Origin of the sequence: Gordonia sp. (in: high G+C Gram-positive bacteria) (assembly GCF_047602025.1) — a bacterium.
Classification (GTDB): domain Bacteria; phylum Actinomycetota; class Actinomycetes; order Mycobacteriales; family Mycobacteriaceae; genus Gordonia.
Genome location: NZ_JASGII010000001.1, coordinates 2,051,410 through 2,071,810 on the forward strand (window position 1 = coordinate 2,051,410; position 20,401 = coordinate 2,071,810).

A 20,401-nucleotide genomic window follows, 5' to 3' on the forward strand; every position below is an offset into this window, starting at 1 on the left:
GGGGCGCGCCGCGGTCAGCCGCGCGGTGCGCGGGCCGCGGCGACGTCGGCGGCGTACTCGTCGTAGGCCGCGACGTAGCCGTCGGCCCGGCCGCGCAGCACGTACAGCGGGTCGCCGCCGACCTCGGTGAAACCCTCGTCGCGCAGCTCGACCTTGCGGTTCTTGAAGGTGGATGTGGCCTCGACCTCGCCGATGATGCGGATGAACAGCGGCACCGCATAGTTCGGCAGCGCTTCGTAGAGGTGCTCGGCCAGGCCCGGCACGTCCAGCGTCGCGCCGTCCTTGAGCTGGACGGCGGCCATGCCGGCCTTGCCGTCGCAGCCGGGGACCTCGACGCCGTAGACGACGGCCTGCTCGACGCCGTCGAGCCCCTCGAAGGCGCCCTCGACCTCGGTGGTCGCGACGTTCTCGCCCTTCCACCGGAACGTGTCGCCGAGGCGGTCGACGAAGGCGATGTGGCCCCAACCGACCTCGCGGACGAGGTCGCCGGAGTTGAACCACGAATCCCCGTCGGCGAAGCCGTCGCGGATGATTTTCTTCTCCGTGGCGGCCGAATCGGTGTAGCCGTCGAGCGGCACGCGGTCGCTGATCCCGGCGATGAGGAGTCCGGGCTCGCCCTTGCGGACCGCCGTCAGCCGCCCCTTCGCGTCGCGCTTGGGCTCGCCGGTCTCGTTGTCGTACGCGACGACCTTGAACGGGAGCGGGCAGAACCCGGCGGTCTTGGCGACGCCGAACACGTTGACGAAGGCGAGGTTGAGCTCGCTGGCGCTGTAGAACTCGACGATCCGCTTGATGCCGAACCGCTGCGCAAAATCGTCCCAGATCTCCGGGCGCATGCCGTTGCCGACGGCCAGGCGCACGCCGTGGCTGCGGTCGGTGGGCTTGGGCGGCTGGGCCAGCAGGTAGCGGCACAGCTCGCCGATGTAGCAGAACGCGGTGGCGCGGTTGAGGGTGATCTCGTCCCAGAACCGCGACGCGGAGAACTGCTTGCCGATGGCGATGGTCGCACCCGCGGCGAGGACGGCGCCGAGCGAGACCGACAGCGCGTTGTTGTGGTAGAGCGGCAGCGGCACGTACAGGGTGTCGCTGCTGCGCAGCCGCACGGCCATGCCGCCGATTCCGGCCATGTTCGCCAGCCACCGCTGATGGCTCATGACGCTGGCCTTCGGCAGCCCGGTGGTGCCGGAGGTGAAGATGTAGAAGGCGCTGGTCGAGGCCGGCAGCGTCGCCGTCACCGCCGGATTGGTGGCGGGACGGCCGGCGGCCGCTTTGTCGAAGGCGGTGTAGTCGTAGACGTGCTCGGGCAGGCAGTCGGCGGAGATCGACTTCGCCGCGTCGGCACAATCGGGGTCGTACACCAGCACCGACGGCTCGATCAGCTTCATGGAGTGGTCGGCGACGGCGCCGTGCTGGTTGTAGTTCATCATCCCGGCGGTGGCGCCGAGTTTCACCGCCGCGAGCGCGAGGTACAGGAAGGTCGGCGAGTTCTTGCCGAGCAGTGCGACGACGTCCCCGGTCTTGACTCCGTCGGCGGCGAGCTGCGCGGCATAGCGGTTGACGATCGCGTTGGCCTCGCCGTAGCTCGTCGACTCGCCCTCGAACCGGACGAACGGCCGGGACGGGTGCTTGGCGGCGTGCCGGGCGAAGACCGCGCCGATGGTCTTCTGTGCCGTCGCGGGGTTGTGGATCAGCCCGGGTGCGTGCCGCACCATGAGCGGTGCGGTGGGGATCATGTCCACCACGCCCTTGGCCAGGTCGGTGATCCGAACCTTCTTCGTCGACGCCGTGCTTGCCATTGACCGTCCCCTCGTCGCTGAGTCGCCGACCATCCTACTTCCGGGTAACCAGCGCCATGGCATCCGCCACCGATTGGGCGATCTGCAGGCGCTCGAGCGCCTCCGCGGCGACGAATCCCGCACCCTGCAGATCGGTCAGCCAGCGCAGCAGCGGCTGGTAGAAGCCATCGGCGTCGAGCACGACTACCGGCTTGTCGTGTTCGCCGAGGAACCCCCCGGTCCAGGTCTCGAACAGCTCCTCGAGCGTCCCGATCCCGCCCGGCAGGGTGATGAAGCCGTCGGCGCGCTCCTCCATCAGGCGCTTGCGCTCGCGCATGGTCTCGGTGACGACGAGTTCGTCGCTGTCGCGGTCGGCCGCCTCCCGGTCGACCAGGTGGCCCGGGATGATGCCGACGGTCTTGCCGCCGGCGGCTCGGGTCGCCGCCGCGACCGCACCCATCATGGAGACGTTGCCGCCGCCGCTGACCAGCGTGTGGCCCGCTTCCCCGAGCGCGGTGCCGAGGTCGGCGGCCAGGTCGAGGTAGTGCTGCGGCACCGGGCCCGAGGCGCAGTAGACGCAGATCGCCGTCACTGTTCCTCCCGCGCCGCGCGGGCGGCCTCGAGGACATCGACGACCTCGGCGGGGGTGTCGACGACGGTGATCAGCTGGCCGTCGGTCGGGTCGATCATCCCCTCGTCGACCAGGCGCAGGCGGATCCAGTCGACCAGCCCCGCCCAGAACTCCCGGCCGACGAGCACGATCGGGAACAGCGTGATCTTCTCCGTCTGCACCAGGGTCATCGCCTCGAAGAGTTCGTCGAGCGTGCCGAAACCGCCCGGCAGGCAGACGAAGGCCTGGCTGTACTTGACGAACATCATCTTGCGGGCGAAGAAGTAGCGGAAGTTGACGCCGATGTCGAGGAACGGGTTGAGCCCCTGCTCGTGCGGCAGCTCGATGCCGAGGCCGACCGACAGCGCGCCGGCCTGCTTCGCACCCCGGTTGACCGACTCCATGCTGCCCGGGCCGCCGCCGGTGATGACCGCGTAGCCGGCCTCCCCGATCGCCCGGCCCAAGTCGATGCCGAGGTCGTATTCGGGGCTGCCCAGCTTGGTGCGCGCCGACCCGAAGACCGCGACCGTGTCCTCCAGGTGCAGCAGGGCGTCGAACCCGGCGACGAACTCGGATTGGATGCGCAGCACCCGCCACGAGTCGTCGATCTTGAGCTGGTTGAGCTCGTCGACCGAGCGTGGCGGACGCCGGTTGAGCAGGCGCCGATCGGAGGTGACCGCCGGGTCGCCGGCGGCGCCACTGAGCCACGTGGGCCCGACGTAGCGGCCCGGGTCGGCGCCGGTCACGACCGGTCTCCGGTGAGGTAGTCGCGCAGGACGCGGTGCACGTCGTGGATCTGCTCGACGAGGACGTGCTCGTCGCGCATGTGGGCGATACTGGGGTCGCCGGGGCCGAAGTTGACCGCCGGCACCCCCCGCGCGGCGAGCCGGGATACGTCCGTCCAGCCGTACTTGGCCCGGAACTTGCCGTCGGCGGCGGCGACGAGTTCGGCGGCCGCCGGGTTCGACAGCCCGGGCAGCGCGCCCGCGGCGCAGTCGGTGAGCTCGACTGCCAAGCCTGCTCCCCCGGGAGCGTCCGCGATGACCTCGCGGACATGTGCGAGGGCCTGTTCGGGGGTGCGGTCGGGGGCGAACCGGAAGTTGATGTCGACGCTGGCCGCGTCGGGCACGACGTTGCCGGCGACTCCGCCGCCCAGCGCGACCGCCTGCAGGCCCTCGCGGTACTCGCAGCCGTCGATGTCGACGCGGCGCGGCTCGTAGGCGCTCAGCGTCTCGAGCAGTCCGCCGAGGCGGTGGATGGCGTTCTCCCCCATCCAGGCGCGCGCCGTGTGGGCGCGCGTGCCGGTGGTGGTGACCCGGACGCGCAGCGTCCCCTGGCAGCCGGCTTCGATGAGCCCGCCGGTGGGCTCGCCCAGGATCGCGACGTCGGCGTCGAGCCACTGCGGCAACCGCTCCTCGATCGTGCCGAGCCCGTTGAACTCGGCGGCGATCTCCTCGCAGTCGTAGAAGACCAGGGTGAGGTCGTGGCGCGGGTTGTCCAGGGTGGCGGCGAGGTGCAGGAACACGGCGTCGCCGGACTTCATGTCGACGCTGCCGCAGCCGTGGATGATGTCTCCGGCCGGCCGCTTCTCCCAGCGGTGCGGGACGTTGTCGGCGATCGGCACCGTGTCCAGGTGCCCGGCCAGCAGCACGCGGCGGTCGCGGCCCAGGTCGGTGCGGGCGAGCACCCGGTTGCCGTCGCGGATGATCTCGAAACCCGACGTCTGCTCGCGCAGGGCGGATTCGACGGCGTCGGCGATCGCCGACTCGTCGCGCGACTCGCTCGGGATGTCGATCAGTGCGGCGGTCAACACCGCCGGGTCGGCGCGCAGATCCAGCGCCGCCTTGTGCAAAGCCATGGTGCTAACCGTACCGGGGCGCCCCGGTAGGATTGCCGACCGTGAGCACTCAAGGAGCATTCGCAGCCGGCATCGCCACCATCACGGACGGCGGCACCGTCCTGGACACCTGGTTCCCCGAGCCCGAACTGGGCGTCGTGTCGTCGTCGGGCACCAAGGAACTGAGCGGCGACGACGTCCCGGCCGAGCTCGCCGCGCTGGTCGGCGCCGACGCCGATCGCGGCGTGAAAACGGTGGCCGTGCGCACCACGATCGTCGACCTGTCGTCGGCCCCGACGGACGCCCACGACGTGTACCTGCGCCTGCACCTGCTCTCGCACCGCCTGGTCGAGCCGCACAGCGTCAACCTCGACGGCCAGTTCGGGCTGCTCGCCAACGTCGTCTGGACCAACTTCGGCCCCTGCCCGGTCGAGGGCTTCGAGCAGGTCCGCGCCAAGCTGCGCGCCCGCGGCAACGTTACGGTCAACTCGATCGACAAGTTCCCGCGCATGGTCGACTACGTGATCCCCTCGGGCGTCCGCATCGGCGACGCCAGCCGGGTGCGCCTGGGCGCCCACCTGGCCGACGGCACCACGGTCATGCACGAGGGCTTCGTGAACTTCAACGCCGGCACGCTGGGCACCTCGATGGTCGAGGGACGCATCTCGGCCGGTGTCGTCGTCGGCGACGGTTCGGACATCGGCGGCGGCGCGTCGACGATGGGCACGCTCTCCGGCGGCGGCAAGGAGATCATCTCGCTGGGCAAGCGCTGCCTGCTCGGCGCGAACTCCGGCTGCGGCATCCCGCTCGGCGACGACTGTGTCATCGAGGCGGGCCTGTACGTCACCGCCGGCACCAAGGTCGTCGGCCCGGACGGCACCGAGGTGAAGGCCCGCGACCTGGCCGGCCAGTCCAACATCCTGTTCCGCCGCAACAGCACCACCGGCGCCGTCGAGGTCGTGCCGTGGAAGGGCGACGGCATCGCCCTCAACGCGGCCCTGCACCAGAACGACTGAGTCATGGGCGGCCTGCAGTCGGAAATCGCGGTGTTCACCGCGGCGGCCGACTGGGCCGGCGGCCTCGTCGCCAAGATCCCCACCGGCGCGTGGTCGGGCCCCGGCTTGGGCGATTGGAATCTGCGCGCGCTCGTCGGGCACACCAGCCGGGCGCTGTTGACCGTCGAGCAGTATCTCGCCAAGCCGGCCGCGCAAGTCGACGTCGACAGCGCGGCGGCCTACTACGAGCAGACCGGGGCGGGTCCGGCCACCGATGCCGCCGCCGTGCTGCAGCGCGGCGTAGACGCGGGAGCCGCTCTCGGCGACGATCCGGCCGGCGAGTTCGCGGCGATTGCCCGGCGCGTGACGACACTGCTGCGCAGTGCCCCCGACGGCATCGTGACAACGATCGTCGGCGGCATGCGCCTGCACGACTACCTGCCCACCCGCACCTTCGAGTTGGCCGTGCACGGCCTCGACATCGCCGCTGCGACGGGCCGCCCGCCGTCCGCACCCGCCGAGGTGAGCCGGCGCGCGTTGGACCTGGCCGTCGAGCTCGGGACGCGCGCCGGATCGGGCGGCGAGATCCTGCTCGCGCTGACCGGGCGGGGCGGCCTGCCGCGGGGCTTCTCGGTCCTGCCCTAGCCGCCGGGAGCGGGCGTACCGTGAGCACCATGGACGACGCCCAGCGCTGGACGCAGACCGACGAGTACCTGACGACGACCGTCGCCCGTGACGCGGCGGGCCTCGAGATGATCCGCGCGGCACAGGCGCAGGGCGGGCTGCCCGACATCGCGGTCTCCCCCAACGAGGGCAAGCTGCTCTACCTGATGGCGAGCATGGCCGGCGCCCGCCGCGTGCTGGAGGTCGGCACCCTCGGCGGCTACAGCACGGCGTGGTTGGCGCGGGCCGTCGGAGCCGACGGCCTCGTCGTGAGCCTGGAGTCCGAGCAAAAGCACGCCGACGTCGCCGCCGCGAGTCTGGCGAAGGCCGGGCTCGACGACCGCGTCGAGATCCGGGTCGGACCGGCCCTGGAGACGCTGCCGAAGGTGACCGGGCCGTTCGACCTGGTCTTCCTCGATGCCGACAAGGCACACAACCCCGACTACCTCGAATGGGCGCTGGAGCTGACCGAGCCGGGTGCGGTGATCGTGGTCGACAACGTCGTGCGCCGGATCACCGAGGACGGACCCGACGGCGACGGCACGCGCCGGGCGCTGGAGCTGCTCGGCAGCGATCCGCGGCTGGACGCGACCGCGATCCAGACCGTCGGGGTCAAGGGCTGGGACGGCTTCGCCGTCGCCGTCCGGCGCGCCCGCTAGGCGCCCGGCGAGCGCAACCGCCGCGCCGCCTCGGCGATCTGCGCGTCCGTCGCGGTCAGCGCGATCCGGACGTGCGTCGCACCCGACGGCCCGTAGAAATCGCCCGGCGCCGCGAGGATGCCCCGCTCGGCCAGCCAGTGGTGGGTGACGCGGGCGTCCTCGTCGCGCGTGGCCCACAGGTACAGGCCGGCCTCCGAGTGGTCGACGCGCAGGCCCGCCTCGATCACGGCCGGTTTGAGGACCTCGCGCCTCGCGCGGTAGCGCGCCGCCTGCTCGTCGACGTGGCGGTCGTCGGCCAGGGCGGCGGTCATCGCCCCCTGGATGGGGAACGGCACCATCAGCCCCGAGTGCTTGCGCACCGCGAGGAGTTCGCCGACCAGGTCGGCGTCACCGGCGAAGAAGCCCGCCCGGTAGGACGCTAGGTTGGAGATCTTGGACAGCGAGTGCACGGCGAGCAGGCCGCTGACGTCGCCGTCGCAGACGCGCGGGTCGAGGATCGACACCGGCTGCGCGTCCCAGGCCAGGCCCAGGTAGCACTCGTCGGAGACGATGACCGCGCCCCGCTCGCGCGCCCAGGCCACCGCGGCGCGCAGCTCGTCGACGCCCATGACCGCGCCGGTCGGATTCGACGGCGAGTTGAGGAACACCAGCGCGGCGTCGCCGCCCGGTGCCGTACCGGTGGTGTCGGCGCGCACCGCGCGGGCACCGGCGAGCAGCGCACTCACCTCGTAGGTCGGGTAGGCCACCTCGGGGATGACGACGGTCGAGTCGGCGCCCAGGCCCAGGGTCGTGCAGATCCCGGCGATCGCCTCCTTGGTGCCGATCACCGGCAGGATCTGGTCGGCGCCCAACTCGACGCTCCCGTAGCGGCGGGTCAGCGCCTGCGCGGCCGCCGTCCGCAACTCCGGGGTGCCGACGGTCGTCGGGTACCCGGGGAACTCCGCGGCGGCCGCGAGCGCGTCCCGGATCAGCGGGTCGACGGGGTCGACCGGGGTGCCTACCGACAGGTCGACCAGGCCGCCGGGGTGGGCGGCGGCGGTCGCGCGGGCGCCGGCGATGGTGTCCCAGGGAAAATCCGGGAGGGCGGCGCTCACGCGCCGTCGACCGCCATCTGCTGCGCCAGCCATGTGTCGGTCAGTCCTCGCCCATGGGCGGGAGGTTCTTGATGAACGGCGGGTCATAGTCGACCTTGCCGGTCTTGCTCGCGCCGCCGGGCGAGCCGAGGTCGTCGAAGAAGTCGACGTTGGCCGCCACGTAGGGCTCCCACTCGTCGGGCACGTCGTCCTCGTAGAAGATGGCCTCCACCGGGCACACCGGCTCGCAGGCACCGCAGTCGACGCACTCGTCGGGCTGGATGTAGAGCAGGCGACCACCCTCGTAGATGCAGTCGACCGGACACTCCTCGACGCAGGCACGGTCCATGACGTCCACACAGGGCTCGGCGATGATGTAGGTCACCACGGTCTCCTTAACGCTGGCGGGTCACGACGCCGGAAAAATCATCGGCGCCGGGCGGCGCGGTTTACGGGCTGAACCGCGGCGCCGGGGAAAGCTGAAGTCTTCAACCACCGATTATCGGTCATGGGCGCTGGCCAGCGAAATCGGGGCGCCGCCAGCATGGCGGGGATCACCCTTTCCGCTCTCCACGCGGCCGTACTCGGTGGTGCGCTGGCGCGCCGGACGCCCGATGCCGTCGGCGATCGCGTGCAGTTCGGCAACCGTCTTCTCCGAGCCGTGCATCGAGCCGGCCATCCGTGAGATGGTCTCCTCCATCAGCGTGCCGCCCAGGTCGTTGGCGCCGCCGGTGAGCATCGCGCGGGTGCCCTCGACGCCCAGCTTGACCCAGCTCGTCTGGATGTTGTCGATGCGCCCGTGCAGCATCACGCGGGCCAGCGCGTGCACCGCGCGGTTGTCGCGCTGCGTCGGGCCGGGCCGGGCCGCGCCGGCGAGGTAGAGCGGCGAGCTCTGGTGCACGAACGGCAGCGGCACGAATTCGGTGAAGCCACCGGTCTCGTCCTGGATGGACCGCAGGATGTTCAGGTGGCCGACCCAGTGCCGCGGGGCGTCGACGTGGCCGTACATCATCGTCGAGCTCGAGCGCAGTCCCACCTGGTGCGCGGTCGTGATGACCTCGATCCAGGTGGCGGTCGGCAGCTTGCCCTTCGTCAGCACCCAGCGGACCTCGTCGTCGAGGATCTCGGCGGCGGTGCCGGGGATGGTGTCCAGGCCGGCCTCGCGCAGGGCGACGAGCCAGTCGCGCACCGACTGCCCGCCGCGGGAGGCGCCGTTGACGATCTCCATCGGGCTGAAGGCGTGCACGTGCATCGACGGCACGCGCTCCTTGATCGTGCGCACCAGGTCGGCGTAGCCGGTGACCGGCAGCTCGGGGTCGATACCGCCCTGCATGCAGACCTCGGTCGCCCCGGCGACGTGCGCCTCCCAGGCGCGGTCGGCGACCTCGTCGGCCGACAGCGTGAAGGCGTCGGCGTCGCCCTTGCGCTGCGCGAAGGCGCAGAACCGACAGCCGGTGTAGCAGATGTTGGTGAAGTTGATGTTCCGGTTGACGACGTAGGTGACGTCGGGCCCGACGACGTCGGCGCGCAGCGCGTCGGCGAGCGAGACCAGCGCCTCCAGGTCGTCGCCGTCGGCGTTGGCCAGCGCCAGGTAGTCGTCGTCGCTGCACCCGGCGGGGTCCTTCTCGGCGTGCCGCAGCGCGGCCGCCACCTCCGACGACAGTCGGCTCGGGGCGCCGGAATCGGCGTCGGCGAGCGCCGCGACCTGACCGCGCACGGTTTCCCAGTCGCCGAAGGCCGAGCCGAGGTCGCTGCGGGTCTCGGTGCGCCGGCCCTCGCCGTCGATCTCGGTGTTCAGGTCGACCCGTCCGGTGGAGACCCATTCCTCATCGGGCTCCTGCCACGGCATGCCGACCGGCAGCGCACCCGCGCGGGCCAGCCCGGTCGCCGGGTCGGCCAGGGCGCGAACGTGGCCCGCGACGCGCGGGTCGATCCACGGCGAGCCGGCGAGCACGTACGGGGGTTGGGCGGTGAGCCGCTCGGTGAGGGTGAAGCCGCTCGCCGCGGTGATGTCGGCGAGGGTGTCCAGGTTCGGCCAGGGCCGCTCCGGGTTGACGTGGTCGGGCGTCAGCGGCGACACCCCGCCCCAGTCGTCGATGCCGGCGGCGATCAGGTCGGCACACTCCGCCGCGTCGACGAGGTTCGGCGGCGCCTGCACCCGCATCGCCGGGCCGAGCAGCAGCCGGGTGACCGCGATGGCGGCCCGGTACTCGGCGAGATCGGCATCGGGCACCCCGCGCATCGCGGTGTCCGGCTTGGCCCGGAAGTTCTGGACGATGACTTCTTGGATGTGGCCGAACGCCTTGTGGCTCTGGCGGATCGCCATGATCGACTCGGCGCGTTCGCGGCGGTTCTCGCCGATGCCGACGAGGATCCCGGTGGTGAACGGCACCGACAGCCGCCCGGCGTCGGTGAGCACCTGCAGGCGGACGGCCGGATCCTTGTCCGGGCTGCCGTAGTGCGCCTGGCCCTTCTCCTCGAACAGGCGGCGCGACGTGGTCTCGAGCATCATGCCCATCGACGGGGCGACCGGCTTGAGGCGGGAGATCTCCTCCCACGACATGACGCCGGGGTTCAGGTGCGGCAGCAGGCCGGTCTCCTCGAGCACGCGGATGGCCGCGGCCCGCACGTACTGCAGGGTCGAGTCGTAGCCCCGCTCGTCGAGCCATTCGGCCGCCTGCGGCCAGCGGTCCTCGGGGCGGTCGCCGAGGGTGAAGAGCGCTTCCTTGCACCCGAGCGCGGCCCCGGCCCGGGCGATCTCGAGGACCTCGTCGATCTCCAGGAACATGCCCTTGCCCTGGGCGGCGAGCTTGCCGGGCACCGTGACGAAGGTGCAGTAGTGGCAGCGGTCGCGGCACAGGTGGGTCAGCGGGATGAAGACCTTGCGCGAATACGTGATCTGGCCGTCGCGGCCGGCGGCGGCGAGTCCGGCGTCGCGCACGCGGGCGGCGCTGGCCGTGAGATCGGTCAGGTCGTCGCCGGTCGCGGCCAGCAGGACGGCGGCCTCGTCGACGTTGAGGGTGGCCCCGTCGCGGGCGCGGCGCAGGGCGCGGCGCATCGCAGCGTCGGTGGGGCGTTCATCGGTCACCATCCCGATGCTAGCGCCCCCGGGCGGCGCGTTCGATGTCCCGTTGCCGCGCCTGCTCGATGCGGCGCCGCGAACCATCGAATCCGGTGACCGCCAGGGGTGCGACCAGACCCGCCACGATCAACAGCGGGGTGCGCCAGTCGTTGACGAAGGCGACGTTGCCGCCGGGCACGCCGGTGAAGGCCGCGAGGATCACCAGGAACCAGCCCGCGACCGGCGCCCAATTCCATGGCGGCTCCGCCAGCCGGGCGGACAGCGCGACGAGCAGGGCGTTGCCCAGCGCGGCGATGAGGATGCCGATCGGGACCGGCACGGTCCCCGCGTACGGCGTCAGGAAGGCGACCGAGAGGATTCCGACGATGATCCCGTCGACGAACAGCAGGGCCAGGAGGGCGGCGTCCGCACCGTCTGTCTTCATGCGACTCCCCCGAACAGGTCGGTCTCCCGCGGCGCTCGGCGGTCGACGCCCGGATCGACGCGCCGGAAGTGCTCGATGGCGCCGATCGGCTGCAGGATGTTGTTGGACAGCGCGTATTCGGTGCCCGACGGCGCGACGGTGACCTGGGTGGCGTGCGCGGCCAGCGCGGCGACCTTGCGGTCGAATACGGCGCTGACGTCGACCTGCGCGGTGATCTCGTCGTCGGCGTAGCCGGGCAGCTCGCCCGGAGCGGGCATCCGCCAGCCGGCCGGCACCCGCCCGTCGGCGGCGGCCAGACCCTGCTCGACCGCCGAGCGCTCGGACACCGACTCGTACAGCTTGACCGGCCGCCCGGTGTCGGCGACGTGGGCGGCGACCGCGGCGGCGCACACCTCGTGGACGCGACGGTGGTCGGGGTGGCCGTAGGTGCCCGCCGCGTCGTAGGTGACGACGACCTGCGGGTCGGCGGCGGTCAGCTCGGCGCGCAGCGCCGCGACCTCCTCGTCGAGCGACCCCCGTACCAGCGCCCGTGGGTGCTCGGCGGCGGCCGAGCCCGCCATGCCCGAGTCCCGCCAGCGTCCGGCGCCGCCGAGGAACACCGGCGCCAGCGGCTCGCGGCCCGGCGGGGTGAGGGCGGCCAGCGCGGCCGTCAGTTCGCCGATGCGGAAGCCGCCGAGCTGGTCGGCGCCGCCGTCGGCGACGAGGCCGGCCCACCGCTCGCCGATGACCTCGCCCTCCTCGCCGAGCGTGAACGTCACGACGCGCACGTCGACGCCGCGGGCCAGGTAGTGCGCGATGGTGCCGCCGGTCATCAGCGACTCGTCGTCGGGATGCGCGTGGACCAGCACCATTCGGCGGTCGGCGCGGGAGTCGGTCACCGCTGCACCCAGCGGTCGGCGCCCGCGAAGATCGACGTCTGCACCGGGCCGGTCAGCGGGACGCCGACGACCTCGTCGGTCACGACGACCAGCACCGAGTCCTGGTAGATCGGGAGGTAGATCGCGGCCTGCGCCAGCATGCCCTCGGCCTGGGCCAACAGCCCGCTCGGGTCGGGCGCGGCGAGCGCCTGGCGGGCCAGGTCGATGAGCGGGGCGTCGCACAGGCCGGAGATGTTGCCGCCGAGCACGGCGGGTTTGCCGCCCGGTCCGGTCGGGGCGGCGTCCTGGGTCTCCTTCTTCGGCTGCGAACAGTCCACGAGCGAGGCCAGCGAGGTGGCCGGCGAGATCCCGCCGTCGGACCAGCCGACGACGAGGTCGACGCGCGAGGAGTTCACGGCCGTGCCGTACAGCTCGCTGTTGGAGAGTTTGACCACCGAGGCGTGGACGCCCGACGCGCGCAGCTGGTCGGTGATCGCCGACGCCGCGGCGACCGTGCGCGGATCGGTGGCCACCGCGCCGACGCGCACCTGCAGCGGCTCGTCGCCCTTGAGCACCGGGGACACCCCGGGCGGGATCTGGCGGTCGCGGGCCTCGGGAGCCGGCGGCGGCGGTGTCGCGGGCGTCGGCGGAACCGAGGACGACGACGGGCCCGGCTTCGGCTTCTTCGTCGGCGTCGGGAGCGGATCCGGCGTCGGCGGCGGGGGCGGCGGGACCGGTTCGCCCCGGCGGTAGCCGGCCGACTCGAGCAGCGCGTCGACCGCGCCGGGCCCCGGCCGTGACCGGCCGGGGTTGAAGTAGCCGGGATCCGACGGGGAGTACACGGTGTTGGAGAACGGTGCGACGTCGTCGTCGCCCGCGGAGGCGGCCCGCACCAGGTCGCCGTTGATCATGGCCAGGATCGCGGCGCGCACCGGCTGCTGGCGCATCGCGGCCGAGCGGGTGTTCACGTGGACGTCGAGGACGCGGGCCACGAGGTTGCGGCGCGCGACCGTCGCCGGCACCGACTCGAAGAGCTGCTCCTGGGCGGGCCCGGCGCTGACGACGCCCAGTGCCGAGTCACCGGTGCGGATCGACTGCACGGTCTGCGACTGCGTGCCCGGGCGGCGGAACACGATCTGGTCGAGCTTGGCCGGTTCGCGCCAGAAGCGGTCGTTGCGGACCAGGCGCAACTCGTCGCGGGCCGGGTCGATCCGCACGATGGAGAACGGACCGCCGGACACGGGCTTGCCCGAGTCCATCCCGGTCTGGAAGCCGCTGGGCTGCGCGCGCAGCACGTGGCTGGGCAGCAGCGAGCGGAACAGCTCGCGCCACTGCGGGTACTCGCGGGCGAAGGCCACGGTGACCGACTTGCCGCCGGCGCCGGTCTGCACCGAGTCGATCAGGCGGTACCCGGCGGGGGCCACCGCGTTGGGCTGCCGCGACATCTGCTGCCACAGGTAGATGAAGTCGTCGCCGGTGATCGGCAGGCCGTCGGACCACTGGGCATTGGTCTGGATCTTGTAGGTGACGGTGAACGGCGCGGTCGACGTCACCTCGGCGGAGGTGAGCAGCGATTCCGACAGGCGCCACTCCAGCCCGGCGTCGCCCTCGACGGGCTCGAACGCGCTCGGCAGGGTGAGGGTTCCGACGGCCGTGGTCACCGGCGACTGGTCGGCGGCCAGGTGCGGGTTGAACCCCGCGCCGATCGCATCGGTCGCGACGTAGATGGTCTTCTCGGTCGGATACTCCGCCTGGACCGGCGGTGGCGCGCTCGGTTGCACCGGTGGCGGCGGCGACGCCATGCAGCCCCCGACGAGCAGCACGACGGCCGGCAGCAAAACGGCACACGTGCGACCCGAACGCCGGGCTAGCACCGCTCTGCGCACCTGCGCCTCCCCGTCACACCGTCGTCGTCACACGTTTGCGTCGCGCGCCTTGGCCCGCGAACGCTCGCGGGCGCGCGTCGTCGCGTCCAGATGCACCTTACGCACCCGCACGACCTCCGGGGTGACCTCGACGCACTCGTCGGCGGCACAGAACTCCATCGCACCCTCGAGGTCCAGCTGCATCGGCTTGGCGAGCGTCTCCATGACATCGGCCGACGACTGGCGCATGTTGGTCAGCTTCTTCTCGCGGGTGACGTTGATGTCGAGGTCCTCCTGGCGCGGGTTGATGCCCACGACGTGGCCCTCGTAGGTGTCGTCGCCCGGATCGACGAAGAAGGTGCCGCGGTCGGCGAGCTGGATCATCGCGTACGGCGTGACCGTGCCCTGACGGTCGCTGACCAGCGAGCCGCTGTGGCGCGAGCGGATCTCGCCGGCCCACGGCGCGTAGCCGTCGAAGACGGCGTTGGCGATGCCGGTGCCGCGGGTCTCGGTGAGGAAGTCGGTGCGGAAGCCGATCAGCCCGCGGCTCGGCACGATGAACTCCATGCGGACCCAGCCGTGGGCGTTGGTCGCCATGTGGTCCATCCGGCCCTTGCGGGCTGCGAGGAGCTGCGTCACGGCGCCGAGGTACTCCTCGGGGACGTCGATGGTCAGGTGCTCGAACGGCTCGTGCACCTTGCCGTCGATCTGCTGCGTGACGACCTGCGGCTTGCCGACGGTCAGCTCGAAGCCCTCGCGGCGCATCTGCTCGACGAGGATGGCCAGCGCCAGCTCGCCGCGGCCCTGCACCTCCCAGGCGTCCGGGCGGCCGATGTCGACGACGCGCAGCGACACGTTGCCGATCAGCTCGGACTCCAGGCGCGACTTGACCATGCGCGCGGTCAGCTTGTGGCCGGACACCTTGCCGGCCAGCGGCGAGGAGTTGGTGCCGATGGTGACCGAGATGGCGGGCTCGTCGACGGTGATGCGCGGCAGCGGCTGCGGGTCGTCCGCGTCGGCGAGGGTGTCGCCGATCATGATCTCGGGCATGCCGGCGACGGCGACGATGTCACCGGCGACCGCTTCGTCGGCCGGCTGGCGGTCGACGCCGACGGTGGCCAGCAGCTCGGTGATCTTGGCCTTCTCGACGACCGGCTCGCCGTCGACCTCGCGGCACCACGACACCTGCTGGCCCTTGCGCAGCGTGCCGTTGTGGATGCGCACGAGGGCGAGACGACCGAGGAAGTCGGAGGCGTCGAGGTTGGTGACGTGCGCCTGCAGAGGCGCGTCCGGGTCGCCCTTGGGCGCCGGGACGTGCTCCATCAGGACGTCGAAGAACGGGTCGAGGTTGTCGCCGTCGGGCACCGAGCCGTCGGCGGGCTTGTTCATCGACGCGACGCCGGCGCGGCCCGACGCGTACAGCACCGGGAGTTCGAGGGCGAGCTCGGCGGCCTGGCTGGCCTCCTCGTCCTCCAGGTCGGAGGCGAGGTCGAGCAGCAGGTCCTGCGCCTCGTGCACGACCTCGTCGATGCGGGCGTCGGGGCGGTCGGTCTTGTTGACGACCAGGATCACCGGCAGCGCGGCGGCCAGCGCCTTGCGCATGACGAAGCGGGTCTGCGGCAACGGGCCCTCGGAGGCGTCGACGAGGAGCACGACGCCGTCGACCATCGACAGGCCGCGCTCGACCTCGCCGCCGAAGTCGGCGTGACCGGGGGTGTCGATGACGTTGATGATGACTTCGGTGCCGTCGGGCTGACGACGGTGGACCGCGGTGTTCTTCGCGAGAATGGTGATGCCCTTCTCGCGTTCGAGGTCGCCGGAGTCCATGACGCGGTCGACGAGTTCGGCGCGCTCGGCGAAGGCGCCGGACTGGCGGAGCATCGCGTCGACGAGGGTGGTCTTCCCGTGGTCGACGTGTGCGACGATCGCGACGTTGCGGAAGTTTCGAGCAGCGCTCACAAGCAGGACTTTCTGAAGATGGGCCGGGCGGAATCGCGTGGCGGCGAGGGTGTGGGACGGTCGGCGCCGTCGCCAACCCTGCAATCCTAGCTGCGGACCCCGCCCCGACCCGAAATCGACGGGCGGGGTGAGACATCACTCACGTATGGGCGGCGGGGCATCAATTAGGTATCCCTATGCTAATTTGAAGGCATGGGCAGCAAGAAGAGCGCGGACAAGTTGCGCACCCTCAAGCCCAAGAAGAAGTGCTGTCAGAAGGACGTGCGCTGCATGCGCTGCCCGGTGGTGGTGCACCGCCTGGGCAAGCTCGACGTCGAGTCGATGCCGCCCAAACAGCTCAAGAAGGCCATCAAGAAGGCGCGCGTCGCCTGAGCAGCTCCACCAGGTCGGGCACCCAGCCCGTATCGGCGGACACGATCTCGCCCGCAGCCGCGGCCCGCGCCAGGTGTGCCTCGTCGAACCACGCGACGGCCCGGTGCTCCAGCGCCGCCGGCTCCCCCGACTCCCAGCGCGCCGCATAGGCGCGCAACACCAGACCGCCCGGCAACGGCACGTCGGCGCCCACCGCGGCGCCGATGGTCACCGCGATGCCCAGTTCCTCGCGCAGTTCGCGCTCGAGCGCCCGCTCGTCGGTCTCCCCCGGCTCGACCTTGCCGCCGGGCAACTCCCACAGTCCGGCCAGCTCCGGCGGGTAGGCGCGTTGGGCGAGCAGGATGCGGGCACCGGGCCCGTCGGCGCGGATGACCGCGCCCGCCACGACGACGCGCGGCGCCGTCACGGCAATGTGCTCCGGATGATGCCGGTGCGGGCGCCGACCAGGGTCACCGACATCGTCTCCCCCGGCCGCGGCAGGGGTCCGTCGGCATCGTCGACGAGGGCGCCGAGCTCGGCGACCGGCGCCGACAGCGCGGAGCCGTCGAGGATCACGTGCGTCCGGTCGGGCAGTTCGCGCACGCGCAGCACCGGGAGGCTGGTGGAACCGTCGGACGCGACCCGGCGCGCACGCAGCGAGCCGGCGCGGATCGCGACGGCGTCGACGCGCTCGTCGGCGGCGAGGCCGAGTTCGTCGGCGCGGAGGTCGCCGAGTTCGGTCCGGACGACGTCTCCGACGTGCCGCGCCGGCAGGCTGTGCTCCCAGCCGAGGAAGCGCGCGGCCCACTCGTCCCGGGGATAACGCCACACGCGCGCCGCGGTGTCTGCGGCGACGACCGATCCCTCGCGCATGACGACGACGTCGTCGCCCATCGTGGCCGCCTCGTCGTGGTCGTGGGTGACGACGATGGCCGGGGTGGCGGTGGCGTGGACGATCTCGACGATGTCGTCGGCCAGGCGGCCGCGCAGGTTGGCGTCGAGCGCGGCGAGCGGCTCGTCGAGGAGCAACAGGCGCGGTCGTGGGGCGAGCGCGCGCGCCAGGGAGACGCGCTGGGCCTGCCCGCCCGAGAGGCCGTCGACGCGGCGGTCGGCCAGCCCGGGCAGGCGGACCAGCTCGAGCATCTCGGCGACGCGCTCGGCGATCTGCGCGCGCGGCCAGCGCCGGGCGCGCAGTCCGTAGGCGACGTTCGCGGCGACCGTGCGGCCGGGGAACAGGTGGGCGTCCTGGAAGACCATGCCGAAGTCGCGGCGGTGCGGCGGCACGCCGGCGAGGTCGCGCCCGTCGAAGGAGATGGTCCCGCCGGTGAGCGGCTCGATGCCGGCGACCGCGCGCAGCAGCGTCGACTTGCCGCAGCCCGACGGGCCGAGGATGGCGGTCACCGGACCGGATCCCGCCGACGTCTCCCCCGCCGAGACGGTGAGCGTGACGTCGTGGACGACCCGCTTGCCGTTGTAGGCGATGCTCACGTTCCGCAATTCCAGCGTCATAGCAGGGACCCCGCATTGGGTCGGACCGCCTCGACGACGGCGACGGCGATGGCGGTGGCGACCACCAGGACCACCGAACACGCCATCGCGGTCGCGAAGTTGGCCTCGCCCGGCAGGCTCAGCGCAGTGCCGATCATCACCGGCAGCGTCGTCGTGCTGGGGCGGACCAGGAAGCTGGTCGCACCGAACTCGCCGAGGCTGAGGATGAACGCGAATCCGGCGGCGGCGCCCAGCGAGCGGCTGACGACCGGCAACTCGACGGTGGCGAACACGCGCAGCGGGCCGGCGCCGAGCGATCGCGCCGCGCGGGTCAGCCCCGCGGGCACCTGTTCCAGGGCCGGTATCGCCACGCGGATGACGATCGGCATGACGACGAGCGCCTGGACGACCGCGATGACGATCCACGAGGTGGCCAGTCGCGGCGGCCAGTGCGTCAGCGCGAGGGTGTAGCCGAACCCGAGGGTCACCGCGCTCACGCCGAGCGGGATGGTGGTGATGAGCTCGCCCGCGGCGCGCGCCGGCCCGCGCAGCCGCGTGACCACGACGGCGACGTTCAGGCCGATCAGGAAGGCGAGGATCGCGGCGACGGTGGCGGTGCCCAGCGAGAGCACCCACGACGACAGCGGCGTGATGCCGTTGACCTCGTGCCCGAGCGCGCGGTAGCCGGCCAGCGTCCAACTGCCGGGCCCCGCGGGGCGAACCGACCACAGCACCAACACGGCCAGCGGGAAGACGAGCCACACCGCGGTCCAGGCGATCGTCAACGCCATCGCGACCCGCGTCCACCCGCGCGGGCGCGGCGGGAGTTCGTCGCCGGGCTTGTCGGCGACCGCGCGCCGCGAGAGCAGTCGGGCGACGACCAGGGTCAGCGCGACGACGGCGATCTGCAACACCGACAGCGCCGCCGCCTCGGGCAGCCGGAAGTTCGCGACGCCCTCGGCGTAGATCGCGGTCTCGACGGTCCGCAACTGCCCGCCGCCGAGCACCATGATCACGCCGTAGCTGGTCGTGCAGAACAGGAAGACCAGCGCGGCGGCCGCGGCGATGGCCGGGAAGAGGCGCGGCAGCGTCACGGTCGCGAACGCGCGCGCAGGAGTGGCGCCGGCCAGCTGGGCCGCCTGCGCCACGCGCGGATCGAGCCCCGACCACGCCGCGCCGACGACGCGCACGACCACCGCCGTGTTGAGGAAGACGTGCGCGCAGAGCACCGGCACCAGCGCGGGCCCCGCGTCGTCGAGGGCGCCGCCGAGGCCGGCGGGCAGGAAGGACAGCGGGCCGGTGAAGACCGCGCGGAACGCCATCCCCACCACGACGCTGGGGAGCACGAACGGCAGCGTGACGGCGACCATCAGCAGCCGCGACCCGGTGAAGCGCACCCGGGCAACCAGCCAGGTGATGGGTGCGGCCACCAGCAGCGTCAGGACCGTCGAGGCCGCGGCCTGCGCGAGGGTGAAGGTCAGCAGCGGACCGGCGCCGGCGCGCCGCCAGAGGCCGAACAGGCCGGTGCCGTCGTTCGACGCGACGGCCCGGGCGAACAGCGCGCCGAGCGGCCAGCCGAAGAAGACGACGAGAAAGGCCAGCGGCACCGCCCCGAGGAGCAGCAGGCCCACGCGGGAGCGGGTCACCGTCCGACGGCGTCCCGCCACTGCTGCAGCCAGGTCTCCCGGTTCTTGGCGATGTAGTCCGGCGGCATGTTCACGGTCCACTCCGGGATCGGCGCGCGGGTGGCCCAGCCGTCGGGCAGCGGGATGTCGCGCGTGACCGGGTAGACGTACATGGAGGACGGCAGCGCCTTCTGCACGGTCGGGCTGAGCAGGTAGTCGATGGCCTTGTGCGCGCCGACGACGTTCGCCGCGCCCTTGAGCACGCCCGCGTATTCGACCTGGCGGAAGCAGGTCTCGAGCAGGGCCGCGGTGCCCGGCGTCGCGGCGGGCGACGAGGCGTAGGAGACGACGATCGGCTTGGAGCCGTGTCCGGCGCCCGCGCTGAACAGCTGGTTGTAGGCGACCGCCCAGCCGGACACGATCGTGGCGTCGTTGGCGACGAGCTTGCGCCAGTAGTCCTCCCAGCCGCTGCGCTTCTGGCCGATCGTCGTCAGCAGGAAGGAGATGCCCGGCGACGACGTGGCCGGGTCGAGCAGGGCGGCCTGGCCCTTGTACTCGGGCTTGGTGAGGTCGTCGAGTGAGGTCGGCGGCGGCATCTCCTTGCCGTCGTACCAGGCGGAGTCGACGTTGAGGCAGACGTCGCCGCGGTTGATCGCGGTCAGCAGGCCCGGCGCGTTGGCCAGCGCGTACTCGTCGGCCCCGTTGGCCGCGGCCGGCGAGGTGTACGGCTCGAGGGCCCCGGCTTCGACCGGACGGGCGGCGAAGGTGTTGTCGACGCCGTAGACGAGGTCGCCCTTCGGCGAGCCGGGGGTCAGCGAGATCTGGGACGCCAACTTGCCGGCGTCGCCGGACTTGGCGATCTTGAGCGTCAGCCCGGTCGCCTTCTTGAAGCCGTCGATGACCGCCGTCGGCAGTTCGAAGGAGTCGTGGGTGAGCATGGTGACGGACTCGCCGTCGTCCGAGCGCCCGCACCCGGCCGCCGCTCCGGCGACCAGTACGGCGGCGACGACCGCCCCGGCGATCCGGGCGGTGGTGGACGGGCCCGCGGTGTGTCGACTGCGCATGGGTCGATCTAACCACCAGATCGGGCACCGCCGCCGACCCGACTGAGAACACCCTTAGTAACAATTGCATCACC

General features: G+C 72.1%; 19 protein-coding genes. 4 read left to right on the forward strand and 15 right to left on the reverse strand.

Annotation, left to right across the window (positions count from 1 at the left end; all coding sequences use genetic code 11):
- Positions 1 to 14: 14 nt before the first annotated feature.
- From QM728_RS10215 to dapE, 4 genes are read right to left on the reverse strand one after another with little or no spacing between them, the layout of a single operon-like run.
- Positions 15 to 1,796 (reverse strand): long-chain-acyl-CoA synthetase, encoded by a 1,782-nt coding sequence (locus QM728_RS10215; RefSeq protein ID WP_415031909.1) that lies wholly within the window; start codon positions 1,794 to 1,796, stop codon positions 15 to 17.
- A 34-nt stretch (positions 1,797 to 1,830) separates the two neighbouring features.
- Positions 1,831 to 2,367, reverse strand: coding sequence for a TIGR00730 family Rossman fold protein (locus QM728_RS10220; protein WP_415031910.1), 537 nt, complete (start codon positions 2,365 to 2,367; stop codon positions 1,831 to 1,833).
- Positions 2,364 to 3,131: a TIGR00730 family Rossman fold protein gene (locus QM728_RS10225; protein ID WP_415031911.1), complete on the reverse strand. Its 768-nt coding sequence runs from the start codon at positions 3,129 to 3,131 to the stop codon at positions 2,364 to 2,366. Before QM728_RS10225 ends, QM728_RS10220 begins: the two co-directional genes overlap by 4 nt.
- The gene (gene dapE / locus QM728_RS10230; RefSeq protein WP_415031912.1) at positions 3,128 to 4,243 is read right to left on the reverse strand and encodes a succinyl-diaminopimelate desuccinylase; all 1,116 of its coding nucleotides are present in this window, start codon (positions 4,241 to 4,243) and stop codon (positions 3,128 to 3,130) included. Before dapE ends, QM728_RS10225 begins: the two co-directional genes overlap by 4 nt.
- Positions 4,244 to 4,284: 41 nt before the next feature.
- Here dapE and dapD point away from each other — a divergent pair, with 41 nt between their 5' ends.
- The 3 genes from dapD to QM728_RS10245 are packed head-to-tail and all read left to right on the forward strand — an operon-like array spanning position 4,285 to position 6,539.
- Positions 4,285 to 5,238, forward strand: coding sequence for a 2,3,4,5-tetrahydropyridine-2,6-dicarboxylate N-succinyltransferase (gene dapD, locus QM728_RS10235; protein ID WP_415031913.1), 954 nt, complete (start codon positions 4,285 to 4,287; stop codon positions 5,236 to 5,238).
- Positions 5,239 to 5,241: 3 nt separating this feature from the next.
- Positions 5,242 to 5,862, forward strand: a complete 621-nt coding sequence (locus tag QM728_RS10240; protein ID WP_415031914.1) for a maleylpyruvate isomerase N-terminal domain-containing protein — start codon at positions 5,242 to 5,244, stop codon at positions 5,860 to 5,862.
- Between the two features lie 29 nt (positions 5,863 to 5,891).
- Complete coding sequence (locus QM728_RS10245) at positions 5,892 to 6,539, forward strand: O-methyltransferase (protein WP_415032878.1); 648 nt, start codon at positions 5,892 to 5,894, stop codon at positions 6,537 to 6,539.
- Here the strand turns inward: QM728_RS10245 and dapC are convergent.
- The 7 genes from dapC to typA all read right to left on the reverse strand — a co-directional run bounded on the left by dapC (position 6,536) and on the right by typA (position 15,799).
- Complete coding sequence (dapC, locus tag QM728_RS10250; RefSeq protein WP_415031915.1) at positions 6,536 to 7,666, reverse strand: succinyldiaminopimelate transaminase; 1,131 nt, start codon at positions 7,664 to 7,666, stop codon at positions 6,536 to 6,538. The genes QM728_RS10245 and dapC overlap by 4 nt on opposite strands.
- A gap of 7 nt (positions 7,667 to 7,673) precedes the next feature.
- Positions 7,674 to 7,997 (reverse strand): ferredoxin, encoded by a 324-nt coding sequence (fdxA, locus tag QM728_RS10255; protein ID WP_415031916.1) that lies wholly within the window; start codon positions 7,995 to 7,997, stop codon positions 7,674 to 7,676.
- Between the two features lie 114 nt (positions 7,998 to 8,111).
- Positions 8,112 to 10,778, reverse strand: a complete 2,667-nt coding sequence (locus QM728_RS10260; RefSeq protein ID WP_415031917.1) for a bifunctional FO biosynthesis protein CofGH — start codon at positions 10,776 to 10,778, stop codon at positions 8,112 to 8,114.
- On the reverse strand, positions 10,711 to 11,118 hold the full coding sequence (locus tag QM728_RS10265; RefSeq protein WP_415031918.1) for a facilitated glucose transporter: 408 nt from the start codon (positions 11,116 to 11,118) through the stop codon (positions 10,711 to 10,713). The genes QM728_RS10260 and QM728_RS10265 overlap by 68 nt, the downstream gene beginning before the upstream one ends.
- Positions 11,115 to 11,969: an N-acetyl-1-D-myo-inositol-2-amino-2-deoxy-alpha-D-glucopyranoside deacetylase gene (mshB, locus tag QM728_RS10270; protein ID WP_415032879.1), complete on the reverse strand. Its 855-nt coding sequence runs from the start codon at positions 11,967 to 11,969 to the stop codon at positions 11,115 to 11,117. Before mshB ends, QM728_RS10265 begins: the two co-directional genes overlap by 4 nt.
- Positions 11,970 to 11,992: 23 nt before the next feature.
- The gene (locus tag QM728_RS10275) at positions 11,993 to 13,813 is read right to left on the reverse strand and encodes an ABC transporter family substrate-binding protein (RefSeq protein ID WP_415031919.1); all 1,821 of its coding nucleotides are present in this window, start codon (positions 13,811 to 13,813) and stop codon (positions 11,993 to 11,995) included.
- Positions 13,814 to 13,888: 75 nt separating this feature from the next.
- Positions 13,889 to 15,799 (reverse strand): translational GTPase TypA, encoded by a 1,911-nt coding sequence (gene typA, locus QM728_RS10280; RefSeq protein WP_415031920.1) that lies wholly within the window; start codon positions 15,797 to 15,799, stop codon positions 13,889 to 13,891.
- A 192-nt stretch (positions 15,800 to 15,991) separates the two neighbouring features.
- On the opposite strand from typA, the gene QM728_RS10285 reads away from it, so the two are divergent.
- Complete coding sequence (locus QM728_RS10285) at positions 15,992 to 16,171, forward strand: hypothetical protein (RefSeq protein ID WP_415031921.1); 180 nt, start codon at positions 15,992 to 15,994, stop codon at positions 16,169 to 16,171.
- On the opposite strand, the gene QM728_RS10290 is transcribed toward QM728_RS10285, so the two are convergent.
- Genes QM728_RS10290 through QM728_RS10305 form a run of 4 tightly spaced genes read right to left on the reverse strand, consistent with a single transcriptional unit; the run spans position 16,149 to position 20,327 of the window.
- A complete protein-coding gene (locus tag QM728_RS10290) occupies positions 16,149 to 16,577 on the reverse strand; it encodes a (deoxy)nucleoside triphosphate pyrophosphohydrolase (protein ID WP_415031922.1) in 429 nt (142 codons plus the stop codon). The two genes, QM728_RS10285 and QM728_RS10290, sit on opposite strands and share 23 nt — an antisense overlap.
- Positions 16,574 to 17,638 carry an ABC transporter ATP-binding protein gene (locus QM728_RS10295; RefSeq protein ID WP_415031923.1) on the reverse strand — a complete coding sequence of 355 codons (1,065 nt, stop codon included), beginning with the start codon at positions 17,636 to 17,638 and terminating at the stop codon, positions 16,574 to 16,576. Before QM728_RS10295 ends, QM728_RS10290 begins: the two co-directional genes overlap by 4 nt.
- 17 nt (positions 17,639 to 17,655) lie before the next feature.
- Positions 17,656 to 19,284, reverse strand: coding sequence for an ABC transporter permease (locus QM728_RS10300; protein ID WP_415031924.1), 1,629 nt, complete (start codon positions 19,282 to 19,284; stop codon positions 17,656 to 17,658).
- On the reverse strand, positions 19,281 to 20,327 hold the full coding sequence (locus tag QM728_RS10305) for a thiamine ABC transporter substrate-binding protein (RefSeq protein WP_415031925.1): 1,047 nt from the start codon (positions 20,325 to 20,327) through the stop codon (positions 19,281 to 19,283). Before QM728_RS10305 ends, QM728_RS10300 begins: the two co-directional genes overlap by 4 nt.
- Positions 20,328 to 20,401 lie beyond the last annotated feature (74 nt).